The organism is Paenibacillus cookii, from assembly GCF_018333375.1.
GTDB lineage: Bacteria > Bacillota > Bacilli > Paenibacillales > Paenibacillaceae > Paenibacillus_AQ > Paenibacillus_AQ cookii.
The window spans coordinates 74603-100153 of sequence record NZ_BORW01000010.1 but is presented as its reverse complement, the minus strand read 5'-3'; the positions used below and the strand labels follow the sequence as shown (position 1 = coordinate 100153).

Genomic DNA, 25551 nt, shown 5'->3' with positions numbered 1-25551 from the left:
AAATTAAGCTTTAGTATCCAAGAAATGGGTGTTTTTAGGATACTGTGAAGATTGTTGTGCAGGGTTCTGGTATATTAAGTCATCTTCATGATCGATCAGAATATTTAAAGAAAAATCAATGAACTGCATGGATTGTTCTATCAATTGCTGGATAATTTCGTTTTCCCTTTTGAGGGCACGGCCATTTTCAACCAAAGTGTCCCTAATCTCAAGAAGAGCTTTTTTTTCGTCAGGGTCAAAAACAAGCCTTGCTATTTCGGTAATAGTCAAGTTTAGGTTAGACCTTATTCCCTTTTCTTTTAGGAAGGCACTCATCGAAACTGCCCGACGTTGCTCGATATGATCAATCTGCTTTAATAGTCGATTTTCCAGCGTCATTAATCGGGTTAATTCGGCTACGTCGTTATTAATGACAACCGTTTTCTTTATTTGCGCCGTATCCAACAGTTGTTCATAAATTTCATTCAATGAATTCAATTCCTTGATGACCTGCTCTACGCTCACTCTTTGTCACCTGATTTACTGTAGGATTTGAAATACGGCATCAGCTTTTCGGCGAGCTTGCCCGCATCCACATGGTAGGTTCCCGTCGCCACGGACTCTTTCAGCTGCTGAATTCGTTTGGCGCGTTCCGGGTCCTGGGCCCGTTTGGCGTCATCCAGCATTTCGAGAGCTTCCGGCGAAAAGGACACCTGGTCTGTTTGCCGTTTCTTTTTCTCAACATGATGTTCGCGTGATTCCACATTTCGCTGGTATGGATTAATACCGCCTAACCGTCCTGTGTCGTTCACTTTCATGTTTGTTCACCTCACTTTGAATAAAAAACGTCTATCGCTGCGACTTGTTGCGGACAGGCCGCTTTTGCAGAAGTTCCCTTGCGAATATAGGTTAGCTTCGGCATCGCTGCCAATAGAAGACGCTATATTCTAAAAGAAAAATGTCTGGCGTTTGTATTTTCTCCGAAGATAGGTCGCGTTTCACATGTTGCTTTTGATACGGATCGGACTTCGCCTTAGTTGCATGAAAACTCAAAAGTTTCCGTATCTAAAAAGACAACCGATAAGCTTTACTAAGTTTATCGGTCGTCATAGAAACATTGTTAATAGCTTATGTTGTTTTTAGGCTATTGGTACGTCATTTATGAAATTTATCCACCACGCGGTAGGCTCCTTCGCCTGCTTCCCCCGTGCCTAACGTCTTATTTGACTCGCTGCTCGCGGCCCGGGTCAGCTCCTTCGTCAGCCGAGTGCGACAAGAGTCGCACATATGCCCCTCGCGAATCAAGGTTCCGCATACCTCGCATGGATACATCAAATTCGGGGCGTTCATGACGGAAATGCGGCCCTCGCGTATAAACCGGGTGATCTGCTTGACCGAGACTCCGGTCGCCTCGGAAAGCTCCTGAATCGTTGCCCCTCTCTCTTCACGCAAATATTGAACGCAAATCTCGTATTCATGTTCAATATCCTTGATGCAGTTTGGGCATATGTCTCTGAAATTAGCCGCAAACAATTTGCCGCAGCGGGGACAATTTGCCAGATTCATGTTTTACGACCTCCCGTGTTTCCTCAAAAGTATGGCCAAATTCGCGAAAAACCGTTTCGAATTGTGACGGATCCTTAAAGTACAACAAATATGATATACCACTAGATTACCTTATTCTCCCGCACTTCGTCTATCCCTCAAATCTTCTGAGCGAATTCCGTCACATATTTAAACCAGACATTTTGATAACTAACGGGATTTAGCCCAAATGATTTCCATGAAAATATCCCGGAGACGTTTGCTCTCTACAAACTCAGGACATGCGCAAAAGCCCGCTACGAACGGGCCCAGGTCAAACTATAGATTTCGGGATCCATGCCGGTCTCCCGCCTGACGCCCTGCCGGATCACGGTCGCGCAGGCATTAAGGGTGCCCCCGGTCGTATAAATGTCGTCTATGATCAAAATCCGCATCGTTCCCGGGACGGCATCCGACGGAGGGATAACCCGGCTGCTGTTTTCACAAATATGAAAACCCCTTGCGCTAAACTCAAAAGCGCTTCGCATCGATTGGATTCGCTCGAGCCGTGTTTTGAAGCTTTGTTTTTCGGTATGCCTGCTTCGCACAAGCAGGTCGGCGACCGTAAGCCCGTGAAGCCGCCCCAAACCTTCGGCAAACACCTGAGCCTGGTTGAATCCCCGCTCCGCGAGCCGGGCTGAACTGACAGGGACGTACGTCACGAGATCCGGCCGCCAAAGCTGGTCAGTTCGGGACAGGCTGGGTTGCCGCTGCAAGGAAGAGATCTCGTGCTGCATCCTCACAAAAGCATGGCTGAGCATTTTTACGATTAACGCTGCGTACCTCTCATGTCCCCGGTATTTATACTGGGCGAGCCATTCCCGCATCATCTCGTTGTATCTGACCGCGCTTCGGTTCATGACAAAAGACCGCAGCCGGGCATCGGGCCGCAGGCAATCCGGACAGCCGATGGCTCTCCCGCAATGCGCGCAACGGGGCCGAAAAATCCACGGGATCGCCCCGGCGCAGCGCCGGCATATCCCCGGCCATTCCCGAACGAGTTTCGTCCTGCTGCCGCATGTCAGGCAAACGTCTCCCGGCGGAGCCAGAAGCTCGCGAATAAATCGGGAAATGGATGAACTTAACGAACTCATCTCGCTTTACCCCTCCTAATGGTTGATAAAATATAGGCAGGCACGGCATCGACATTCTCTCGTTGTGAGCTCACTGGACGGGAAAATCCCCCCGCGCGTCACTTAGAAGGATCTGCCCAGGAGTCCTTCAAAGATACCCGTTTTTCCGCGCAATGCGATTCATGCTTTTGATTTGGTTGACGGCTCTTTTCTGCGAAATCGTCCACTGCGGCGAGGCAAACACGACCCGGCCTGCCGGGTCCTCGGCGGAACGGCCTGCCCGGCCGGCCATTTGCACGAGCGAAGCTTCGTCAAAAAGGCTGCTGTCGGCATCCGCGATAAAAACGTCGCTGCGCGGAACCGTCACCCCGCGTTCCAAAATCGTCGTCGTCACCAGCAGCCTGATTTCCCGCCGGCGAAACCGCGTCACTTTCTCCGCGCGGAAGGGGTCCTCCGATGAAGTGCCTTCGATGCAGACCCCGCCCAACATCCTGCGCAGGATGGCGACGAGGGGATCGATATGCCGAATGCGGGAAACGAACAAAAAAATTTGCGCCCCCCGCTCCAACGACAGACTCAGATGGCTCGACAACCGCTTTAAAAGCATCGGCTGGCGCAAACATTGCTCGATGCTTTTGAGCGCGATCCGCTTGGGAACCGGAAGGGGATGCCCATGAAACCGGACGGGCACTTTCGCATGCGGCAGACGGCCGCGGGCCGCTTCCTTTTGCAAAGGGCGCGGGGGCGTCGCGGACAGATACACGAACTTTCCGTCCGGTTTGCAAGCATGCTCGGCCGCATAAGCCAGCATCGGGTCGTTGTGGTAAGGAAAAGCGTCAAGTTCGTCGATGACGACCAGGTCAAAGGCTTGATAAAAACGCATCAGCTGATGGGTTGTCGCCAGCGTCAGGTCGCCTTCACGCCAACGTTCGTCGCTGCCTCCATACAAGGTGACGATCCGCGTGTCCGGAAAGGCTTTGGCCAGCCGGGGCGCTAGCTCCAGCACGACGTCCCGGCGGGGCGTGGCCACCAGCACGCGGCCGCCCCTCTCCAATATCGCGCCGAGCAGCGGAAAGATCATCTCCGTTTTGCCCGCGCCGGTGACGGCCCATAGAAGGAAGCGGGCATGTCTGGCGGGGGCCAGCGGCCGGTCCGCTCGGCCGCCCGGGGCCGCGGAGCCCCGGCGGGGCGGCTCCGCCAGGAACCCCAGCGCGGCGCAGGCGGCATCGCCCTGCGCCGCGCTCAATCCCCACCGCCCGCGCACCGCGGCGGTGGACGGCCCGGCCGCTGCGCGCACGGCCGGGTCCCTCGCTGCTGAGCGGAGCAGCAGCGAACAGGCGCGACTGCGCCCCAGAGCGAGGCACGCCTCGCAGTAGGCGCAGTCCGCGCGGCCGCACGCGGCGCATGGCGTGCGGCCCGTGGCTTCGCTGCCGCAGCGCCGGCAGCGGGGGAGCCTCGGGCGGCCCATGCGCAGCAGGCCGCCTCCCCGACGCGGGCCGGCATCCGCAAGGCCCGCGTCCAGCGCCAGCCGGCCCTGCAGGCTGGCCAGCTGGGCGGCGCTGTGCCAGGCGCCAGCAAGGCCCGGCGCCATCTCCTGCAGCAGCGCGTCGACCTCCGCTGCGAGCAGCGATCTGCCGCTGACCCGCTCGACCAGCGCATCGGACATTCCGCCAAGCTCGGCCAAAGCGCCGGCAGCCTGTCCCGGTCCGGCGGGACGCTCCAGCAGGCGCAAAACCTGCTCGGGCATCGCCTGGCGAAAATCCCACATCCATACTCCGGTGCCGCTATGCAGAACCTCCCCGGAACCGCCGAATAGCGCTTGTCCACCAAGGGCTGCATCCCCATTCATCCCCCGGCCCGCTTCCTCTTCCATCCGCTCGCGAAACCAAAGCCCCCACTTCCGCGGATCCCATCCGCTCATCTCCGTCCGCGGCTCAAAACGCTGCTCCAACCGGACGGCCGAACTTAACGCGGTTGCCGCGGACAACAATACCATCCTGGCGGAACCTGGCGTCGCGCAAAACCGCTGCCCCCACCACAGAACATCCACCCGCAAATCCAGCGAACGTCTTATCCTCCATTTCCCTTCATGCCCAATGGCATAAACCGCCACCCGCACGCGCATCCCTCCTTAGATACATTCTCGGCCCAAATGTATCGCCGCGTTCCAATCGGGCTTGTCCCAATCCGTCCGATCCGCAACATTTCGCCGATCATGACCGTCCATATCGTTGAACCAAGCAAAAAAGCACACCTCCCCGGTTTCCCGTTAAGAAGTGTGCTTCACATCGGAATACTCCCTATGCCGCTGTTTGCGGGCTTCGTCCTAAACATAGGGAATCTGCCTCGCTTCATGCGGATTTCGCAAATCGATCGTCGTTACATCCGAATCTTCGGAACCGCCAGCACGGCTTAAGACCGATTCATCGGTCGTCACGGACAGCTCCATGCCGGCCAACCCCTGAAGCCGCCTCAAAATGCCAAGCGTGGCATCATCCGAATGGAGATCCAGCACCGTAAGCCCGATTCTTTTGCCGGTCACCCAGGCGTATAAGCCTAAAGCGCGGACATACCATTCGATCTGCCGTTCATGATTCGATGTGACGAGAATATAATGGACTTCACGCCCTTCCCGTCGCTTGTGCCAGGCATGAAAGGCATGAACCGCAACAATCGCTGCAGCATACACCAGAAGGATGGACAATAACGGGGTCAACATGCTGACTCACCTCCCTGTTACCAACAATATATGCCGGTCGCAGCAGGTCGGTGAATGAAAGCGCATCAGAAGCCCGCACCCTTTTGGGCGGTCACGTCCATAGCCTATATCCCGTGGGAAATTTCACAAACAATGGCAGCCGGAACCAGAAGTTCCAAAGCTGCTCGGCGTCATAGCGTTACCCAACCGTATTTGATCGAGTTGATGACGGCTTGCGTGCGGTCGTCGACCTCCATCTTCTGCAAAATGCTGCTGACATGGTTTTTCACCGTTTTTTCGCTAATGAAGAGGTATTCCCCGATCATTTTATTGCTCTTGCCCTCTGCCATCAGGCGCAGCACCTCGGCTTCGCGGCGGGTCAACGGATTATTTTCCCCGGCAACGAATTTGACTCCGGCTTCCCTGACGCCGCTTTCCGCCATGGCTCCCGTTTCGTTCAGGAACGTCATGCGGCGCAGCTGCTGGATCAATTTACCGGTGACTTTCGGATGAATAAAAGCGTATCCTTCCTGCACCGAACGAATCGCATTGATCAGCGACTCCGCCTCCATGTCCTTCAGCAGGTAACCGTTAGCGCCTTTGCGGAGCGTTTCGAATACATAACTTTCGTCGTCGTGAATGGACAGAATGATGACCTTCACGTCCGGAAACAGCTCGCGCAGCTTCTCGGTTGCCTCCACGCCGTTTTCGACCGGCATATTGATGTCCATGAGCACGATGTCCGGTTTTTCTTCGTTGCAAAATTCCAATACTTGAATGCCGTCCCCGCATTCGCCGATGACTTCAATGTCATCCTCCATGTTCAAAATGCGCTTCAGACCCTCGCGAAACAATTGATGATCGTCAGCCAAAAGGACTTTAATGGTTGTTTTGTCAGAATCCCTGTTTTCCATCCTGTTACTCCTTTCCCTTCTCCACGTTCGTTGGGATATGGATTACGATCTTTGTACCCTGGTTCTCTGCGGATTCAAGTTCCATTCTTCCTTCGAGCAGCTCCACTCTCTCGCGCATCCCGATCAACCCAAAATGATCTTTCGATTTCTGTTCCAGGAGTTCCACCTTAAAACCGAGTCCATTATCCTGAACAACAATTTTCACCATCTGGGCCTGGTATGTAATCTCGACTAAAACATAAGTAGGATAGGCATGCTTGGCCGCGTTGCTAAGCGCTTCCTGCACCAAGCGGTAAATGGCTGCCTCCATGGCGGAAGAGAGACGGTGCTCTTTGCCCCGCGTTTCGAAAATCGTACGGATTTTCGTCTTCTCCTCGTAATCATGCACGTATTTCCGGAGCGTCGGGATCAGCCCCAAATCATCAAGAGCCATCGGCCTGAGGTTAAAGATGACCTTCCGCATTTCTTCCAGGCTGGAGCGCACTTGTCCCTTCAAATCTAATATTTCGTCCTGCACCATCTTAAATTCCTGCTTCATCAGCATTCTTTCCACAATTTCCGTGCGGAGAACGAGATTGGCCAGCAGCTGTGCGGGACCATCATGGATTTCGCGGGCAATGCGTTTGCGTTCCTCTTCCTGAGCCAGTATGATTTTCAGACCGATCAACTGACGGTTTTTCGCCGTTTCGATAATCCGAGTCACCTGTCCCAGTTCGCCTGACAAGTACTCCAGTACCACACCCATTTGTGATCCGATGGATTCAGCACGTTCAACAGAGTTTTCAACATTTCGGACCCTTTTTTGCAATTCATCGCGTCTTGCCTTCAGGTACATTTCCTTCTCGCGATAAATCATAACATCGAGCTGCAGCTGCGTCGCTTTCTCATACGCCTGCCTGATGTCATCCTCTTTGTAGCGGACGAAGTCCCGGCTGACTTCCGTCAGCCGGATGCGCGAACGCTTGTAGTTCAGCTCCAGCTGATCCACCTTTTGCAGCGTTTCGATCGTTTCCTTCATCACGTATTGCAGCTCCTGATTCAATGAGGCCAGCTCGTCCCGGGCCGCCTCAAGAATCTCGAACATCTGATACTTGCTGTTTTCCATCACCTGAATGGCGTTCTTAATGACGCGGTCTATCGCATCGGCTTGAAAATCCACGTACGTTCTACTCCATTTCTTACCATTACAGTTCTATATAGAATGAGCTACGAGTCGGTCCGACGAACACAGTAACTTGTATATCGCACGCAAAATAGAACTCTACCGGACTGACTCCCGTGATCCATGGTCATTAGTTCATTTCTATACATATCATACCATATCATGATTCGATAGTGACGGTCTTCGTTTTTTGTTCCCATTTTACATTTAATCCTAATTGCTCGGATACGAGACGAAGTGGGACTAAAGTCCGACCATTACTAATATATGGAGCAACATTTGCGCCTTTGCGCTTTCCGTTTAGGATAAAGTCCGTATCTCCTACCGTCAAATCCATGACTTTTCCACCACGCGTCACCGTGATTCGTTGATTGGCGGCATCCCATACCGCCCGGCCTCCGAACGTATCCAGCACGTATTTGATAGGAATATAGGTACTTGCTCCCTTCATGACGGGGGCAACTTCCATCGTTTTGCTCTGTCCGTTCGCGGTAAAGGACTTCTGGCCGATCGCCATCACGACTTTTCCGGTCGGCAAGCCGGCCTCGCTGGATAGGGACGGCATCGTGAATTTGATATTGTCGAATGCGACCGTGCCTGTTTTCGCCCGTTCGTCCTGTCCCTCTTCCACGTTTACGACATAGACGCGCTTAAGTTGGGCCGGGAAGGCGATTCCTTTATCGCTGAGGTCGACATCGATCGTTTTCCAGCCGTCCCAGTCGATTGCCTTGGCCAGATCCACGTAGACGGTTTGACCGTTGTTGTCCTTCAGCTCCGCACGGGCCCAGTTCAGGCTGTTGTCGCCCATCACGTCGATCGACATCCGGGTGGCCGGAGCCGCAATCGTTTTGCCTGCCGTGCCGTTCAGTTCCGCGTACGCGTACATTTTGCCTGTGCCCGCGGTCATGTCATACGTCAATTGAAGCACTTTCGAACCTGCATGGTCCCCGGTTCCTTGCGTTACGGCGGCGGTGCCGGTCACTTGCGGATGATTGCTCGTAAACTGGACCGGATAAGAGACGTTTTCGAAGTTCTCCCACAGGTCTTCGCCGGCTGCCGACAGGATGACCGCCGTGCTGAAGCCGTTGTAACGGGCGATCGCATACCCCACTTTAACGTCCGGATCAACGGAGGCCACGGTCAGCTTGCCGTTTTTCACGCTGCCTTTAAAGCCGACGAACTCCCACTTCAGCGCGCTTTCCGGCACTTCGACCTTGTCCCCGTCCTTCGTCACGGCGGTCACCGGCACGGATACCGTGCTGCCTGCCTGCAGCGGCGCCGTTTGGGAACCGACGTTAAGCGCGGTCAAATCGCTTGCCCCCAGCACCTTCACTTGCATGCTTGTGCTCGCCTGGCCGCTGACCGCGGTAATGGTCGAGGTTCCCGGCTTCACCCCGGTAACGGTCTGGCCGCTCACTTTAATGTTGCCGTTGCTGGATTTCCATGTCGGCGTAAGGCTGGACGTATCCACCGGATTGTAGTAATTGTCGTAGCCTTTTAACTTAAAGGAGGCTTGCTGGCCGATCAGGATGGCCGAGGAACCGCTGATCTTCAGGCCTTTGAGTTCGCCCTTCGGCGCTTCGGAGAACACGCCCACGGCGTTCACGACGCTGCGCTGCTGCGTCCCGTATTCGGTATGAAAGGTAAGCGTGGCGTCATTTTCGCCCAGAGGTCTGCTGACCAGCGTCGTCGAACCGCCTCCGTCGAGGTTCATGCCCTTCCATACGCCGATGTCGACCATAAACGACTGCAGCTCGCCCAGCGACATGCCGGAGCTGTTGTCGTTTTTCTCTACCGTCACGATATAGACGTAACGCTCGTCCTTCGAGTAGCCGAGAGCCGTCCGCGCCCGGTATCCGCCGATGCTGGACACGTCGCGGGAGAAGGCGGCGGCTTTGCCGTTATTCACCAAAATGGTATGCCCGCCGATCATCGTCTGCAGTTTGGAGGGATCCACGGACTGACCCATCGTTTTCGAGTTCAGCATGTAGCTGGTCTTCAGCGTTTGGCCGACGGCCAGATGATTTTTCACGAATTCGGCGGCTTTGCCGTGGGTCCGCAAAATATATCCGTCCTGCGGCACCTGCATCCCCACGAATCCGCCCACGTCGGAAATCTGCGTAATGACGTCGTTCTGAACAAGCACCTCGATCGGCGTCGTTGCGCTGTTTTTCGGACGCTCCGTCGATTTCCAGGCGCTGGTGTAGATGTACATGGCGTCCGCGTGGCTGTAGGTCGCGCTGCTGCTTTCCGGATTATACGAAGATTTATTGATGCCCGCGAGCGGGAAGGACGATCCGTCCTCTGCCGTTACGGAGCCGCTGAAGGCAAACTCGTCGATGATCGGCTTGCCGTCCGTCGTCACCGCAAAGGAATACATCCCTTTAATGTCCGACGGCGTCGACAGAAGCTGTCCGTCCGTCACTTGGCCGCCGATCGGCGCGCCGTCCGCGGTGGTATTAAAGTAGTCCCCGTTCACCGCAGCAACGGCGCCGTTTTCTTTGGCCATGCCGCCGGTGCTTTGTTTCGTCGTAAACTGGCCGTTTTTGCCGTTCATCACGTCGATCTTGACGTACGGGTTTTGGAGATCGATCCGGATCACGTCCGCCAAAGCGGTGGCCTTTTTCCCCGAACGGGTCGTCGTGAACTTGTATTTGGTCAACATCGCGCCCGACGTCACCGGATTTTCATCCAGCTTGACGACCGATGCGGACGCAGCGCTCGCTACCGATGAAATGGAATGCCCGTTCAGCGGAATCCCGCTGCCGACGACGGGGGCGATAAAAAGCAATCCCGCGAGCGAAACGACCATCCACTTTTTGCTTGCCGCCATCCCCTGCTTGCTGTCACTTGTCTTTCCGTTTCTTTTCATGAAGCGTTACTCTCCCATCTTTTTTTAAAACACATTCCAACCCTATGAACCGGAATAAAACTAATAATCTACTGACGTCTCTGCTTAGAAAAAAGTTCCACCGCTGGCCAATGTTGCCCATTCGGTTCGCTTTTACGAGCTTAAGAGATTACTTTTCTGTAACCTCTGTCCTATTTAATAGACTGTTTTAAGCCGGAAAAGTTACGGATAAATATGCTTTTTTTAACGAAATCGCCAGATTCGGTCGAAAAAAAGCCCGGTCCCCTCCGAATGGGGGGATCAGGCTTGCAAAACTTACATATATTCTATTTTTTCCAGCATTCTTTGGAGCATCACCGCCGCCTGCGCTCTTGTCGCATTGCCTTTCGGTTGGAACGATTTCTCGCTCACGCCTTGGATGATGCCCTCTTTTAGGAGCTTGGCAACGGTATCCTTGACTTGAATCTTTTTATAGTCGGCGAACTTCTGCAGATACGTTTCCGGAGTATAAGCAAGCGTCGCCTGGTAGCCGGCATAATTCATGGCCCGCATCATCATGATCGCCATTTCTTCGCGGGTAATCGGATTGTTCGGCTTAAACGAACCGTCTTTGTTGCCGACGATGATTCCGGCTTTGACCGCCGCGCCGATAAACGCATTCTCTTTCGTATTGGTAATGTCGTAGAAGCGCTGGGACGTTTGCACGTCGCCGGAAAGGCCGAGCCCTCTGGCTACGTATTCCGCAAACTCAGCCCGGGTGATCATTTTGTTCGGTTCGAATTTGTTGCTCGTTCGGCCTTCGATGATCAGTTTTCCGGATAGAGCTTGGATCGCTTTGGAAGCCCAGTGGCTGACGACGTCGGTATAATATTTGTAAGAAACGCCGATGACGACGGTATAGTTTCCTTTGATTTTGGCTTTAAAAACTTTCCTTGCACCTTGGTTCACAACAATGGAAGGAACGAAGGTCATTTTGTCCGCGCCCCGGTCCCATCGGAATACGCTTATTTTATCGACAAGCGAAGTCGAAGTGTTCGAAATCCAATACTCATTGTCAACCTGCACATCCACCGAATAAGACGAAGCGTTGTTATGGACGGCCGTGATATAGAAATCGACAGGTTCGGCCATTTTGGTGATCGCGGATGCGCTTATTTTACCGTTCATAAATGCCGCTGAGTCTCCCGTCAGCTTTTCCACCGCGATGTTTAAAGCAACGTTGGACGAGGAGGTGTTCAGGCTTCGGGCAATTCCGGCGATATCGAGCCGGCTCAACTGGAGAACCATCATCGATTCCCCCGCTTTTACCGCAATCGCCGCGTTTTTGTCCTTGGCATAAATGCTTTCCAAAGCGCTAAGCGAAAGGCTAACGGAAACGCCGTTTGAGCCTGACTGGGCTTCGATTAACGTCAAATGCGTGCCGGATCTGCTGCTCGCGATGTATTCGTACGCGTTGATAAGCTTCTCCGAATCCACGACGATGCGTTTGATCGTTTGATTGTTTCGGGACTGGATATTGGCTGCGGGAACTGCGGCCGCCTCGCTTAACGCAAATGCCGATATTCCAAAATTTTTCACTTCGGTCAGCGACAGATAATCCGGCCGGTTCGCATCCGCCTTGTCCCCGGTGAACTCCCCTGCCACCAGATTATTGAATGCCGGCATCCGGTTGCCGTCGCTGTCCGTCACGCCGTTTGCACCCGTCAGATACGTCACTTCGACTCTCTGTCCGCTGGAGACGGGGCTGCTCAGCTTTAAAGTAACGGTATTGCCGTTAACAACCGCCTGCAGCACGCCGCGGATCAATCCGTCCACATACACCTGGAAGAGGCCTGAAGAAACATTGGTCTGCAAAAGCGTTCGGTAATACGTAATTTGCACGACGTCCCCTTGCACCGAGATCGATTTGACCTCTCCGGAGGCGCCGTTTTCCACGATCTTGACGGGCTCCAGGTTGACGTACCCTGCGGCATTGCCGTTAAGATCCGTCAGGCGGCTTGTCCCCGGAACGTAGGAAATCGTCACCTTGGAAAGCTTGTTTATGGATGTCGCCAGGGTTAAGATCACCTGGTTGTTTTTCACTTCAACCGCGCTCACGTAATTCGGCGCCCCGTTCACCAGAACCGAGAACTGGCTTTTCATCGGGATATTGGTCGTGCTTAAAGGTTCGTTATACGTCAGGGTCACCTTTTTGTCCGTGCCTTCGGCTTTTTGGAAAACCGGCGGCTTCGTGTCCTGATAGTTTCGCACGAAAAAATCGGTGAACGCGCTGATGTTTTGTCCCCTGCTGTCCTGCAGCGGATAATTTCCCGGCTTATAGCTTACCTTCACCACCTGGCCGTCCGAAACGGGACTGCTCAGCGTCAAATAAACCGTTTGTCCGCTTTGGCTGATCGACTTGATGTCCACGGCGGTGTCATCCGCTTTTACCGTAAATTGTTCGTAAGCGAACGACGAAACCGATTTAAGCGACTGATTAAAGGATAAGGTTAGATTGCTGTATGAAACATAACCGCTTGAAGGTTTGGGGAGGGCCGTGTCCATTCCGTTCACCACGTCGCGCCCCGAAAAGGTCGCCGCCTGATTTTTGTAAAGGTCTTGAATCGGACGCGAACCTCCGCTGTAGCTGACTTTGACGTTCTGGCCTACGGCCACCCCGGTTTCCAGCGTGATGTATACGCTGTTCCCCGAAGTGGAAACATAGCTGATTTTGCGTTTTTCATCGTTGACCGTTACCGTAAAGCTGCTGGTTTGCAGCCAGGTATCCGCGTACAGCTGTTTGTTGTAGGCGAGCCGGATCGTCGTATTGTTGTACATCTCGCTGCTTTGAAGCACCGGAGGCTGCCTGTCCGTCACCGGCGTCTGGAACGTCCACCCCGATGTTAATCCCGGATACTGGTTGTTGTCATTTTGCGCGTCGTAAAAAGCGTTTCTTCCGATCGTAACGTAATAGGTCGAGTCATAATCGAACGTATAACCGGACTGAAGCCGTATCCGCACTTCGCGTCCGTTGACGCTGACATCGACCGGAACATTCGAACTGCTCCCCGATTTGCGTACCGACACTTCGCCAGGGCCCCGGACCACTTCCCGATTAAAGGTGACGTACAAATCCGAATCGACGGCCACGCCGGTGCTTTGATGGTACGGACTGAAGCTGGTGATGGTCAGCGCCGAGGAGCTGTCGACAGCAGTCGTAAATCTCCATCCGTTAGGCGACGTGATCCCTTGAACCGCATTGCCTTGCGAATCTTTAAAAGCATCGTCGGCAACCGTCACATAATACCCGGAGTTGCCGGTCATGTAAGTGCTGAAGTCCATCGTAATTTGGGTGGTGCCGCTTCCCGTTACCAAAGTATGGTTTGCAGGAATGGACTGGATCAAAGCGCCGTTTGTCCGCCGAAGTTCGATGGCACCGGTTCCTGCGGTTACCGGAAAATTATACGTTAACGTCAATTTTGTGGCTGCCGGAACATTGACGTCATTGTTGCGCGGATATGTACTTACGATGGCCGTCTTCGGCTGCGTCTTAAAAGACCATTCGCCAGGGCTATGTATGCCTTCAAACGGAAGCCCCGTTTTGGTTGCAAAAGCATTCGGATCTACTTTCACCCAATACGTCGTATCGTTCGCGAGCGTTTGACTCAATGCAACGACAACCTCGCAGCCATTGACGCTCACCTGATTGCCGGCGGCTGGAATCGTCTCCACGACGGCATTGTCCGATTGTTTGGCGACCTGAATGGAACCCGTACCGGCAACCATGTCTTCGTTGAATCTCATTTTAAGCTTTAATTGCACGGGATTGATCCCGGTTGCATTCGATGCCGGCTCGTAAGACTGCACGGCTTTTTTTACCGTACTAAATGGATATGCCGCCTCTTCCGAAGGCGTATTTTGTCCGTCAGCCGTTTCAAAAGCACCTGCGCTCATTTTCAAAACATAATTGTGGCCATATTGCAGCCGCTTCTGATTGTCGAATCTTACCTCAAAATGCGTCCCTGGTTGAGCCGGATCTCCTTGAATCGGGAGACTATCCATGCTCCCCTTCGGGTCGGTTAAATCCTGCAGATAAATCCGGGTGATCCCGCCACCGAGTATGACTAATTTCATGGGTTGATTGAAATCCAAATTGAAGCTCGGCGTCAGACCAACTCCTTCCGTGCTGCACGAATTCGGAGCGGCCGAAATTTTCGCGGCTAAATCTGGCGTAGAAGCGGCGGCAGCAGTGACAGCCCCGACTCCCCCAAAGACCACCTCGATCGTTAAGATGAAGGCCAGCAGCAGTGACAGCCTTTTTCTCATTCGTCTCATCCTTCCTTTCCCGGGCGTCGTGTTCTCCTGACATGTTTTATGAGCCCGTCACAAAACACACGCTTATACTTCTTTTTCGGTCAAAAAAGGGATGAAGTTTAGGACTTTGGCCGGAAGGTTTTTTTACGACGAAAAACCTCAGCCCGGCGCAAAGCCAAACTGAGGTTTTAATTTGTAGGGCATCCCCGTATAGCGGTGACCCCCGGAATTATAACTCTTGTATCCGTTAAAGAGAAAAGCTTACAGACCCGCTTGGGCTTTAAGCTCTTCCGCCTTATCCACGCGTTCCCATGGCAGATCCACGTCCGTACGGCCAAAGTGACCGTAAGCGGCAGTTTGCTTATAGATTGGGCGACGCAGGTCCAGCATGCGGATAATGCCTGCAGGACGAAGATCAAAGTTGTTCCGGATCAGCTCAACGAGCTTCTCGTCGCTTACTTTGCCCGTGCCGTACGTATCCACGTTGATGGACACCGGCGTTGCAACGCCGATCGCGTAAGCAAGCTGGATTTCGCATTTGTCTGCGAGTCCTGCTGCAACGATGTTTTTGGCAACATAACGTGCTGCATACGCTGCGGAACGGTCGACTTTCGTTGGATCCTTGCCGGAGAATGCGCCGCCGCCATGGCGTGCATAACCGCCGTAGGTGTCGACGATGATTTTGCGGCCCGTCAGGCCGGCATCCCCTTGAGGACCGCCGATCACGAAACGTCCGGTTGGGTTAATGAAATATTTCGTTTGTTCATCCAGCAATTCTGCCGGTACGACCGGAAGAATAACCTTTTCCTTAATATCGGCTTGAATTTGCTCAAGCGTTGCATCCTCGGAATGCTGAGTCGACACCACGATCGTGTCCACGCGTACCGGTTTGCCGTCCACGTATTCGATCGTCACTTGCGTTTTGCCGTCCGGACGGAGATAGTCAAGCGTGCCGTCTTTGCGGACTTCGGACAAACGGCGGGCGATACGGTGAGAAAGCGCGATAGGGAGCGGCATAAGCTCCGGCGTTTCGTTGGTCGCAAAACCAAACATCAAACCTTGGTCGCCTGCACCGATATTTTCCGTTTCCTTATCCATTTGGGCAGGATCGCGGCTTTCAAGCGCAGCGTTTACGCCTTGGGCGATATCCGCAGACTGTTCGTTCAAGGATGTCAGCACGGCCATCGTATTGTAGTCGAAGCCAAACTTGGCGCGTGTATACCCGATTTCTTTGACGGTATTTCTAACAATAGCTGGGATATCTACATACTCGGATTTGGTACTGATTTCACCAATAACCAACACAAGGCCAGTCGCAACCGACACTTCGCAGGCTACACGAGCGTAAGGATCGTTTTCCAGAAATGCATCAAGCACCGCATCGGAGATTTGGTCGCAAATCTTGTCCGGATGTCCTTCCGTAACGGACTCTGAAGTAAACAGATGACGTCCTTTTACAGACATAGGTTCAACCTCCTAAGGATCAAATATTAAGAAAAACGTCAACCGACGTACTTCCTTTTACAGCTCTGCCGCATAACGCGGCGTTATTGTCCTGATTATAAATAATCATTAAGTATGCCCTATACAAAAAATGAACCTTTTCCCAGGCAGGAAAAGGCTGCATGACAATCCTCAATGGACATATTAACGCATTTGTCAACCTATGTCAACGAAAGGAGAATGAATCCTACATTTGCAAAAATCGTTCCAGATAATGGCTACATCAATCCACCAAAAGGAACTTTTGTGCTGTTGTTGCAGCGCTTTCGGATCATAATGATGGTTTAAAATTACAATAAGCTTTGTTGCGCTTGGCGAACGAGACGTTTGGTCATTTCCCCGCCGACCGATCCATTTTGACGGGAAGTCAAATGACCGGCATAAGAGCCGCCGCCCGCAAATCCGCCAACTTCGCCTAATTCTCCCGCAAACTCGGTGTCCGCAAACTCGCCGGAAGAACCATAGGCCGAACTCAGCCCCAGCTCCGAGGCAATTTCGTATTTCATTTGGTTCAGCATATCTCTGGATTCAGGCACGAGCTTACGATTCCGGTTATTTGATCTAGGCATTGAAAATGCACCTCCTGCATGGTTGGTACTGCAGGATTAGTATCTGTATTTCACGTCGCAATAGACGTATAAATCATTGTTACTTTTGGCAAAAATAAGTCTATATAAAGCGCTATCTATGGATGTTATTGGATCGAATATCCGCCACGCACCATGACAATCAGATTATATTTGTTGCCCTCCTGCACCATGATGCCGCGTCCGTCTCTTGGAAAAGAAAGCAAATGGTTATTCCCTACAGGTTGTCCATTGGCAATATCTTTTCCATCGGTAAGATCCGCTACACCGTTCGTGTCCTGACTGTATACAACGCCTTTGCCGCTGCGAATAATAAACTCAGTACCGGCTTTGGCAATCAACTTTTCACCTGGCTTCAGGGTAACGACGGACACCGTGTTTTCAACGGTCGTGGTTTCATCTTTTCCGCTGGATGGCTTTTCCGTTGCCGGAGGCGTAGTTGGATTGGTTGGCGTGGTTGGATTTGTCGGCGGCGTAGTTGTTGTGTTTCCGCCACCGCCTAAAGCTTTTTGGATTTGTTGATCTACGTAGCTTTTAGTGACGACAGGATCGTCGGCTGTACCGGGTTGACCTACAGAGCCTGCACCTTGTGCGGTAATGTTGAAGATGGAGCCGAGGGCGATGCCTGCTCCTATGGTTAATGTTGTTGCTGATACTAATATTAGTTTTCTCACTCTGTATCTCCTCCGATAATAAATAGAAAAGGGAGGAACCATTTGTGGTCCCCCCCTTTACTTCAAGGTTTACATTTCAAAAAAGAGATCTTGGATAATTACTGACCTTTTACAACATTTGTTGTTTCTTTTTCGAATGTAGCAGCTTGGTTTTTAACTACAGTAGTATCTGTGAGATATTTAGATCCCAAGAATTTAACTGTGTAAGTTGTGTCGTATTTTCTAGTAGCTGCGTCTTTAAGTTCGATAACAACTTGGTTACCCGCTACAGATTTAACAACGAATTCATTACCAGCTACCAGTTTCTTGCCGTCAAAGTAGCGAGTGATTTCAAAGTCTTTAGCCAGCAGTTCTTTGTTAGCTGCTGCATCAAGAGTAACGTCTTCAGTGAAAGTAACAGTCAGTTCTTGACCGGTAACAGCCACATTGTCACCTTTGAATTCAGGAGCAACTTTATCCAGAACTTTAGTGCTTCCGGTACCAGTGATATTGCCAGCAAGTGTTGTAAGCTTGCCGTAGTCTACATCAACTACCAGGTTCTCGGCATAAGTAGTGTTCAGTACGGAATCTTTGAAGTTAAGTTTAACTTTGGAAGTTCCATCCACTTCAACGCTGTTCACGTCATAGGTTGCATTTGTAACAGTGTTTTTAACTGTAAATGCACCGCTAGATACAGCAGATACACCAGCAGAGAATTTCACTTCGATTTCGTTCTTACCTACCAATTGAGCCTTATAATTAGCATCATAATCGGAGTCGATTTGGCTGAGAGCCAGACCTTTATCTTGAGTCAAATCAATGTAGAAGCCAGCGTCAGATGCAAATTCTTTCAAGAGGTTACCGGCAGCATCTTTCAGACCAAGAACGTACAATTTGGAGATTTTGCCCTTGCCAACCCCCAACTTGACATCTTCTGCGAAACGAATAGCTACTGCATTGCTGTCATTAAATACTGTAATGTCAGCAACATTACCGGTCAGTGGTTTGCGCTCAGTAGCACCAGATTCGTTAGTGCCAATCGAGTAGTTGTAGTTCGTCAGGTCTTGCAATGTTGCAGGATCCATTTTCTTGCTGAATCCAAGAATGACTACATTTTCGCTTGTTTTAACAAGGACAGAGTCAATTTTTGGAACTTCTGTATCAGCAGCGTTGATTGTACCACTGTAATCAAGCATTGTGTTTTCCAATCTAGTGTTGTCTTTAACGTTTTTGATCGTCAAAGTATTGTCACCAGCGGACAATGCAGAGTACAGTTCAATTGTAACTTCGTTGTTGTTAGTTCCACCCAAATCAGCGCTCTTCACTGCAAGAACTTTGTTGTCTTTGTTTACTACAGTGTAGTTTGCTTTGTTTTCAGCAGAAGATTCAAGCAAAGATTTCGAGAATACAACTTTAATTGTTTTGCTGTCTACCACAGTAGCTTTTTTAACTTCTGGACGAGTTTGGTCGATTACAGCATTAACGACAACGGAAGTACCGGAAGCGATTTGATTACCGCTGTAGTCTTTCACGCCATCTACATAAACTGTTACCGCGCCAGTTGGCAGAGCGTTCGTTCTGTCGAAAGTGAATTTCACTTTGTTATCTTCGATCACTTCGAACGACTTAGCGGTTTTCTTGCTGTCTCCGGATTTCCAGTAAACGTTCGAAGCCTTGATCGTATCAGCGTCTACTTCCTCGGAGAAAGTAAGCGTTACTGTTTCCAGAGTAGCAGAAGATTCGGTAATTGTTGGGGCTTCTTTGTCTTCTACAACTGTAAAGTCATGAGTGCTAGTCAAAGAAACAAAGTTAGCGTAGTCGTTAATACCACTTACAACCAACTTATGTGCTCCAACAGACAAAGCTGCAGTGTTGAACGGAGTCAAGATAATCGTTCTGGAAGTTGGTTGAGCAACTTTACCGAAGTAGGTCTTTCCATCAAGCTCAAATTTGTTTTGAGCTGGAAGTTGAACCGGCTCGCTGAATACAACTTTTACAGACTTCGTTCCGAGAGATTTAACGGAAGTTACTTCTGGAAGTTGGTTATCTGCAGCTGTGAACTCAACTTCTTTAGCGCTGATCGTTTTATTTCCAGCTTTAACGTTAGAAACGCTCAGGAAATCAGCTTTGTTATTAGTCAAAGTTCCGGACAAAGTCAGAGTTACTGTCTTTTCATCTTCGGACAATACAGCACTCTTAATTGCTTTACCCGATTTCAAAGTGTAGTTGCTTACTTCTTCTGCTGTTTCTTTATCAACTTTGCCGTCGAAAGAAACTACAGCTTCTTTAAGGTTCGTAGCTGTAACTTTGTCGACTTTAGTCGCTTCAGTCACTACCCAAGTCACTTTTGCAGTGATTTCTTGGCCAGCAGCGTTTTTGAATTTAACTTCAGTTTCTTTGTTAGGCTCGAGAGCTTTTTCCAAAGTCACTTTTACAACTTCACCGGAGCTCAAAGTGAACTCGATGTCTTTACCGTTGTCAGCTACTTTGTAGGACTTAACGGAAAGGTTGATGATTTGCTCTGCTTGGTAAGCAGCGTTAACCAGCTGTTCGCGAGTAGCGTTAGCTTGGAAGTTCAGATCCTTGGAGATCAGACCTTTGTCGATTGCTGCTTGCACATATCCTTTAGCCCAAGTAGAAGCGCTGTTGTCAGCGTTCGCTGGAACTTCAAGTTTCAGTGCACGAACCAGTGCAGTAGCCATTTCTTGAACGGTTACTTTACCGTTGTAGTTGAAGATTTGTTTTACTTTGTCTTGGCCTTCCATGATACCGGCAGCAGTTACTGCTTCGATGTAAGGAACGGCCCAGTTTTTAGCGTTGTAGCCTTTGTCTTTGTAAGACAGAGTGCCAGTTACTTCTTTCAGACCCAGAAGTTTAGTCAGGACTTTCGCGAACTCAGCGCGAGTCATGTCTCTTTCCAGGTGAGCTTGTTGGTCTGGGTAACCATTGAAGATTCCTTTAGCTTTCAGGGAATCATATTTCTCTTGTACGGATACTGCGGAATCACCGAATGCTACAGAAGCAAACATGGAGAATGCCATTGCTGTAGACAAAGCGACTGTCAAAATTTTCTTCATAACCTTTTGTTCTCCTCCTTGAACTTTCATCACAATAGAGTTTTCTTTAATTGGGTAGCTCTTGTTACTCATAGTCACGTGCACCCCCTTTCCCGAGTCGGAGCAAAATTTCCATATAAATGATGTCTGTGACGAAATCACAGAAACTGGTAAACTTGGAATACGACAAAAAAAGAGTAGATTCCTAATACTACCTAAGTATTATACAATGGGGTCAAGATGCCGTAAAGAACATTTTTCTAAATTATAGACAAATTTCTTCTACAGGACATTGTTGGATTCGCCCATCGTAATTGACTCTACATCTTAGACGCACGCCGTCATAAAAAGTTGCACCTTTTTTAAAAAAATTTCAAAATTGTTACCCGAGTGCCGTAATGATGGGATATTTACCTGCTTGTACAGGAGATATGTGGAAATTTAGGGGCTTTGCGAACTGGAAATGGATCTTCCGAAAAAGAAAAAAGAACGCCGTTTGGCGTTCTTTATGATCAATGAATGGATGTAATAGTTACAAAACGTTAACGAATTTTCATGGCCAGTTCGATGATCTGAGCCCGCATCTCCGGACTGGAGTTCAGGTTCTCATACATCTGTTCGATCGGCTGTTTGTTCTCGCGGTATGTTTTTTCGTGCTTAATCGTGGAGTGGGACCACTCGATCAGTGCGTTTTCGGACTGCAGCAGTTCGTTATAGGCATCATGAAAGCCCGTTTCCATTACAAGGCCTTCCATGACTTCTTGAGTAATTTCTCTCGTTTTGCGAGTCATCTCAATCTTTTTTTCCAATGTGCTGGCCTTATTCTCAAATTTGGTTTTTGCTTTCATATAGTCCAACTGAGCTTTGGAATAGATCGGTTTCATAAGATAGCCTTCACCCTTTAAATTATAAATTGTATTCTACGTCATTGTATCCTAATCCTCGACAAATTACAAAGAATTGTAATTGGAAATAGAACGGGAGCCGGAATTGCCGGCTCCCGCTGTTTGTTTTTTCATGCTTACATCTTAGGCAGCTTCTTCAGGTCTGCCATGACTTTGCCCATAATGATGGCGGCATCTCCGCGCAGCATATTGGCGGTAGGATTAAACATGTTACCCCGTTTCGGATCGGCCGGATCGACAGGCGAACCTTGGATGAAGCCTTTTTTGGCGATGGCCAGAACCGAAGGCTGCGCGTAGTAATCGATGCTTGCATAGTCTTTAAAATACTTTTGGAGATCCTTCGTGATTTTCGCCCGGTCGGTCTCAAGCTTCAGGTTGAGCGCCTTGGCGATCATGACCGAAGCGTCCTGGCGGGTAATGGCGCTTTCCGCGTCGAAGAACTGCGGCTGCGCCCCTCTCGTGATCCCTTCGCGCGCCGCGGTCTCGATATATCTGAAATCCCATAGACCGTCGACGTTAATGCTCGTAAGCGAGCTTGGAATATCGGAGAAATGCTTAGGTCCCTGGTAATTCAAAGGAATCTCCAGCGCTCTGACGATCGCGCGCACGAATTCAGCCCGGGAAATATACAAATCCGTTCCAAAACGTTCCGACGGATCGAAGGCGTTCATGACGCCTTTGGCATAGATGGTTTCGATATAATCCCGGCCGTACGGATGCTGCACGACATCGTTGTAGGAATAACCTAATTTGGCAACGACGTAGTAGCCAAAACGGTCAAACGGCACTTTAACCGTATGTTTTTTCGGATCCACGACGCCGCCGATGTTTTCCCATTTCTGCAGCTCCGGATCAAAACGGAATACCGTTACGAGCCGTCCCGCATCCTGCGTAATATTCGCGTCATAGGTGAGCGTCAGCGTCCCGCGTTTGGACGGAACCAGCTCGTTCATGCTTTCTCTATTATAGAAGCTTCGCACTTCGGACCCCGGAAGCTGGTATGGGTCGGAACCATGCGTAATCGGGTCATATACCTTGTCCGTGTTGATATCGTCGGCCGTTCCCGGATCAATCCAGAATACAGGGCTCGATTTGACAAACCGCTGCTGGAAGTTGCCGATAAAGAGCTGTTTGCCCAGCGCGATTTCATTATCGAAATTGGCAACCGGCACTTCGAATTCGCGGCGGTCTACGACGCCGTCCTCGCTGTTCGCGATGGCGAACAAAATATCATGCCCGGAGAACACTTGGTTTTTGAACTGGTCGGCCACGTTGTAATCTCTCCGGATCAGGCTTGCTCCTTTCGGAAAGGTTAACGTCAAATTGCCGTCAAAAGCTTTGTGCGAGCTTTTCATCGTTTCCAAATATTGCGCGCCCGGAATGCTTGTCGGCACGTATTTGACGGTAATGTAGTCTTTCAGTTGATCGTTTCCGACAAATACCGTAATGTCGATTTTGTTGTCCTTGTTCGGCTTGAGATCTTTAACGATCGCCCGATACGCATTCGGGTAATCGATGCCGTTGGACGGATCGTAATCCGCGTCAAAAGCGGACTTCTTCGCTTCCTGCTTTCCGATCATCACTTTCGATGCGTTGTCGGACGATACGATAACTTCGACGAAGTTCTGGTTCACCAGTCTTCTGCCTTCAAGCGGACGAATGATCTGGAACGGTGCCGTTTTATAAGTGACTTCGAGTCGGAACGTTGCCGTCGGACCGCCTTCCCCGCTGTTATACACCGTGATGTTGTATACGATCGGGCTGCCGTTCAGCGGCAAGGATTGATTCAAAAGCTTAAAGCTGAACGTTTGGGTGTCGTAATCATAATAAACGTTCAGGTTCGGATTCGTATTGCCGTTCGAGCTGTTAAATACGTCGCCCGGGCTTTTTAATGCATAAAATCTTTGATCCATGGACCAAGTATATTCTTGGGTTTTGCCATCCGTCGTTGGAGTCGAGATTTTAAGCATATATTTCGAGTTGCTTGCTGAATTGGTGAGAAGCTTGCTGTCCACCGCGCTTTTGGTTTGGCCCAAATCGATGAAATCGAACGTTCCGTATACGTTCATCTTTTTCTCGGTCGTCGTATAGACGGAACCGGTCTTTTCGAACTTCTTGTCGTTGTTGTCAGGAACCGGGTCGGTATTGTCAATGCTGTAAGGGAATACCCCTACGGAATCCGGTACCGGAATCACAGGTACGTTCAAAGGCACGTAGCTGATATTGATCGATTTTTCATACGAGTTCTTTGGCGACTTAAACACGAATTTAATGATGTTGTTGCCTGGGAACAACGCTTGGTAAGCTTTATTCTCGTCGCCTGAAGCGATTCTAAACTTGGACACCTCAGACGAGGTCGGATCCTTCTCAAGGCTCACAAGCGTATTATTGATGTACAAAAAGATCGTTTGGTCGGTGCCGCTGTATTTGATTTCGCTGTCGTTGGCGACGTTCATCAGCTGCCCTTTGAAATAATCCACGTCTTTCATGACGTTGTCCTTCAGATTCGGATTATTCGTATCCATCTCGATTTTCATGTCGTCATACAGCGATGTGAACTGCACATAAGGGCCGTAAAGCAGCGTAACCGGAACGGTCAGCTCAGACCCGGCCACATTGTTGGCCTGGAAGGTAATCTTCTGATAGCCTGCCGCGGGAAGCTTGTCTACCCGGATGATGATGCGCTGCAGTTCGACCTGATTGCCGTTAATGTTTCTAACGACTCTTTCGGAGGCCAGGACAACCGGCTGGCTGAATGGCGTAAGGGCGTTGCCTTTGGCATCCGTGATGCCGGTGATCGTGATGTTATTGACGCTTGCCCCGTTCGCGACCAAAACCTCCATGGCGATCGGCAGGGAGAAAATGTTGGCGCCGTTCATCGAAGTCCCCGAAAGGTTCAGGATCTGCGACGTGCTCATGCCGCTGCTGTAACCGGACAAATAATTGACTTCCTGGATAAAAGGCTTGTTTTTGTCTCTTAAGGTTAAACCGACCGTCGAACTAATGCCTGCACCGGTCGTGCCGTCTGCAGCTGTCAGCGTCACGTTGATCAGGCTGTCGAACTGCGCCGAAACCGGAGCCACGCCGGAGAACTCGATCATCATGTAATCGTTGGCGCTCTCGAGCACGGTCACGGGCGCGGTTCCGCTGCCGGATGCCCCGTTGGCAAACGCGTACCCCAAATAGGTCGAAAGAGCTGCCGCATCCGGCAATTGACCGTTTTTGATCGGGATGATCGCTTTACCTTTGACGGTAATATTCGTGCTGCTTACATTGAAGTTAGGGAAAGACGACAGATCTGCCGATACGTCGGTACCGTCCGTCGCTCTTACGTCAAAAAAGGTGACCTTGCCGTTATAAAACGTAACTTCGCGGCTAGTTTCAAGCGTCTGGTTTTGATTCAAAACTTTGATTTTGACGATGTTGCTTCCGCTGTTGACATTGATCGGCGAAGCAAAAAACTTGTAGTTGTTGTAGCTCGACACCGTATAAGTCCAACTGCGTCCGTTAACCTCGACCGTCACTTTATCCGCGCTCGGCGCATAACCGGAGATGCTGATATCCGTTTTGGTTTTGCCGTACGCAGGACTTCCCGGGGAAGCCGTCAATACGGCCGGACTGTCTTCCTTCAATTCAATGGCCTGGCTGCCGTCCACCAGGTTCGCTTTCAAATCGTAAATCGTCGGCCCGTTGCGGTACTCGACATAGATCGAATCTTCGACTTGCGTCGTGCCTTGCAGGCCTTTAAACGTAATCCGGTTCAATCCGGAAAAAAGCTTGATGTTGGACACCGTGATTTTGCCGTTGTTGACGATGATGTTGCCGGTTTGTCCTTCATTCGAATTGACGATGGAAATCGTGCCATCCGCTTTTTTCGTCAATTGAAATACGCTGTAAGAAATTTGCTTATCATTGACCCCGTTCAGCGTACCCGTCAAACTAACGCGGTCTTCATTGACAAGACGCGCCGAATTGACGTCATACTGCTCGTTCGGAAAAATAAAAAAAGTGCCGGCTTGCGCTGCGCTTACCGTATTGGCAAAAGAAGCCGGCAGCAAACTGATGACAAGGACAACTGCCAAAAATACGGATAGGATCCTCTTCAAAATCATTTTCCCTCCTGTTTTATGCATTTATCTCTTTTATCGGCACCAGCCAATCGATAATTTAGTAAAACCTAACAATAAAAAAACCCTTGCCTGAAAAACACCGCCAAAATAGAAATCAAAAAACGCCGCACCCAAGGTGCGACGTTCTGCATATGAATATATGATGGCATGACGCATAAACAAT

Annotated in this window: 16 protein-coding genes; all 16 read right to left on the bottom strand. The window is 50.5% G+C overall.

The genetic code is table 11. The features are described 5' to 3' along the window. Nucleotides 1-3: 3 nt before the first annotated feature. Nucleotides 4-504 carry a flagellar protein FlgN gene (locus KI367_RS11900; RefSeq protein ID WP_212949834.1) on the bottom strand — a complete coding sequence of 167 codons (501 nt, stop codon included), beginning with the start codon at nucleotides 502-504 and terminating at the stop codon, nucleotides 4-6. Beyond that, nucleotides 501-797 (bottom strand): flagellar biosynthesis anti-sigma factor FlgM, encoded by a 297-nt coding sequence (gene flgM, locus KI367_RS11895; protein ID WP_212949832.1) that lies wholly within the window; start codon nucleotides 795-797, stop codon nucleotides 501-503. Before flgM ends, KI367_RS11900 begins: the two co-directional genes overlap by 4 nt. A 337-nt stretch (nucleotides 798-1134) precedes the next feature. Beyond that, nucleotides 1135-1545: a TIGR03826 family flagellar region protein gene (locus KI367_RS11890; protein ID WP_212949831.1), complete on the bottom strand. Its 411-nt coding sequence runs from the start codon at nucleotides 1543-1545 to the stop codon at nucleotides 1135-1137. Nucleotides 1546-1820: 275 nt separating this feature from the next. Continuing rightward, nucleotides 1821-2657, bottom strand: a complete 837-nt coding sequence (locus tag KI367_RS11885) for a ComFC family protein (protein ID WP_246536864.1) — start codon at nucleotides 2655-2657, stop codon at nucleotides 1821-1823. A 127-nt stretch (nucleotides 2658-2784) separates the two neighbouring features. Beyond that, a complete protein-coding gene (locus KI367_RS11880) occupies nucleotides 2785-4761 on the bottom strand; it encodes a helicase-related protein (RefSeq protein WP_373316226.1) in 1977 nt (658 codons plus the stop codon). Nucleotides 4762-4962: 201 nt separating this feature from the next. Next, nucleotides 4963-5355: a hypothetical protein gene (locus KI367_RS11875; protein WP_212949827.1), complete on the bottom strand. Its 393-nt coding sequence runs from the start codon at nucleotides 5353-5355 to the stop codon at nucleotides 4963-4965. Nucleotides 5356-5525: 170 nt separating this feature from the next. Then, the gene (locus KI367_RS11870) at nucleotides 5526-6248 is read right to left on the bottom strand and encodes a response regulator transcription factor (protein WP_036715364.1); all 723 of its coding nucleotides are present in this window, start codon (nucleotides 6246-6248) and stop codon (nucleotides 5526-5528) included. 4 nt (nucleotides 6249-6252) lie between these two features. Next, nucleotides 6253-7407: a sensor histidine kinase gene (locus KI367_RS11865; RefSeq protein WP_160044079.1), complete on the bottom strand. Its 1155-nt coding sequence runs from the start codon at nucleotides 7405-7407 to the stop codon at nucleotides 6253-6255. A gap of 163 nt (nucleotides 7408-7570) precedes the next feature. Continuing rightward, complete coding sequence (locus tag KI367_RS11860) at nucleotides 7571-10282, bottom strand: stalk domain-containing protein (protein WP_212949825.1); 2712 nt, start codon at nucleotides 10280-10282, stop codon at nucleotides 7571-7573. A gap of 294 nt (nucleotides 10283-10576) precedes the next feature. Continuing rightward, entirely contained in the window at nucleotides 10577-14566 is a 3990-nt protein-coding gene (locus KI367_RS11855; protein WP_212949823.1) for an Ig-like domain-containing protein, read from the bottom strand. A gap of 249 nt (nucleotides 14567-14815) precedes the next feature. Beyond that, nucleotides 14816-16018 (bottom strand): methionine adenosyltransferase, encoded by a 1203-nt coding sequence (gene metK, locus KI367_RS11850; RefSeq protein WP_212949822.1) that lies wholly within the window; start codon nucleotides 16016-16018, stop codon nucleotides 14816-14818. A 329-nt stretch (nucleotides 16019-16347) separates the two neighbouring features. Continuing rightward, on the bottom strand, nucleotides 16348-16626 hold the full coding sequence (locus KI367_RS11845) for an alpha/beta-type small acid-soluble spore protein (protein WP_212949820.1): 279 nt from the start codon (nucleotides 16624-16626) through the stop codon (nucleotides 16348-16350). Between the two features lie 125 nt (nucleotides 16627-16751). Next, entirely contained in the window at nucleotides 16752-17318 is a 567-nt protein-coding gene (locus tag KI367_RS11840) for a hypothetical protein (protein ID WP_212949818.1), read from the bottom strand. A 98-nt stretch (nucleotides 17319-17416) separates the two neighbouring features. Further along, nucleotides 17417-20446, bottom strand: a complete 3030-nt coding sequence (locus tag KI367_RS11835; protein ID WP_212949816.1) for an Ig-like domain-containing domain — start codon at nucleotides 20444-20446, stop codon at nucleotides 17417-17419. 449 nt (nucleotides 20447-20895) lie between these two features. Continuing rightward, nucleotides 20896-21237, bottom strand: coding sequence for a hypothetical protein (locus tag KI367_RS11830; protein ID WP_036715061.1), 342 nt, complete (start codon nucleotides 21235-21237; stop codon nucleotides 20896-20898). 137 nt (nucleotides 21238-21374) lie between these two features. Beyond that, the gene (locus tag KI367_RS11825; protein WP_212949814.1) at nucleotides 21375-25364 is read right to left on the bottom strand and encodes an S-layer homology domain-containing protein; all 3990 of its coding nucleotides are present in this window, start codon (nucleotides 25362-25364) and stop codon (nucleotides 21375-21377) included. Nucleotides 25365-25551 lie beyond the last annotated feature (187 nt).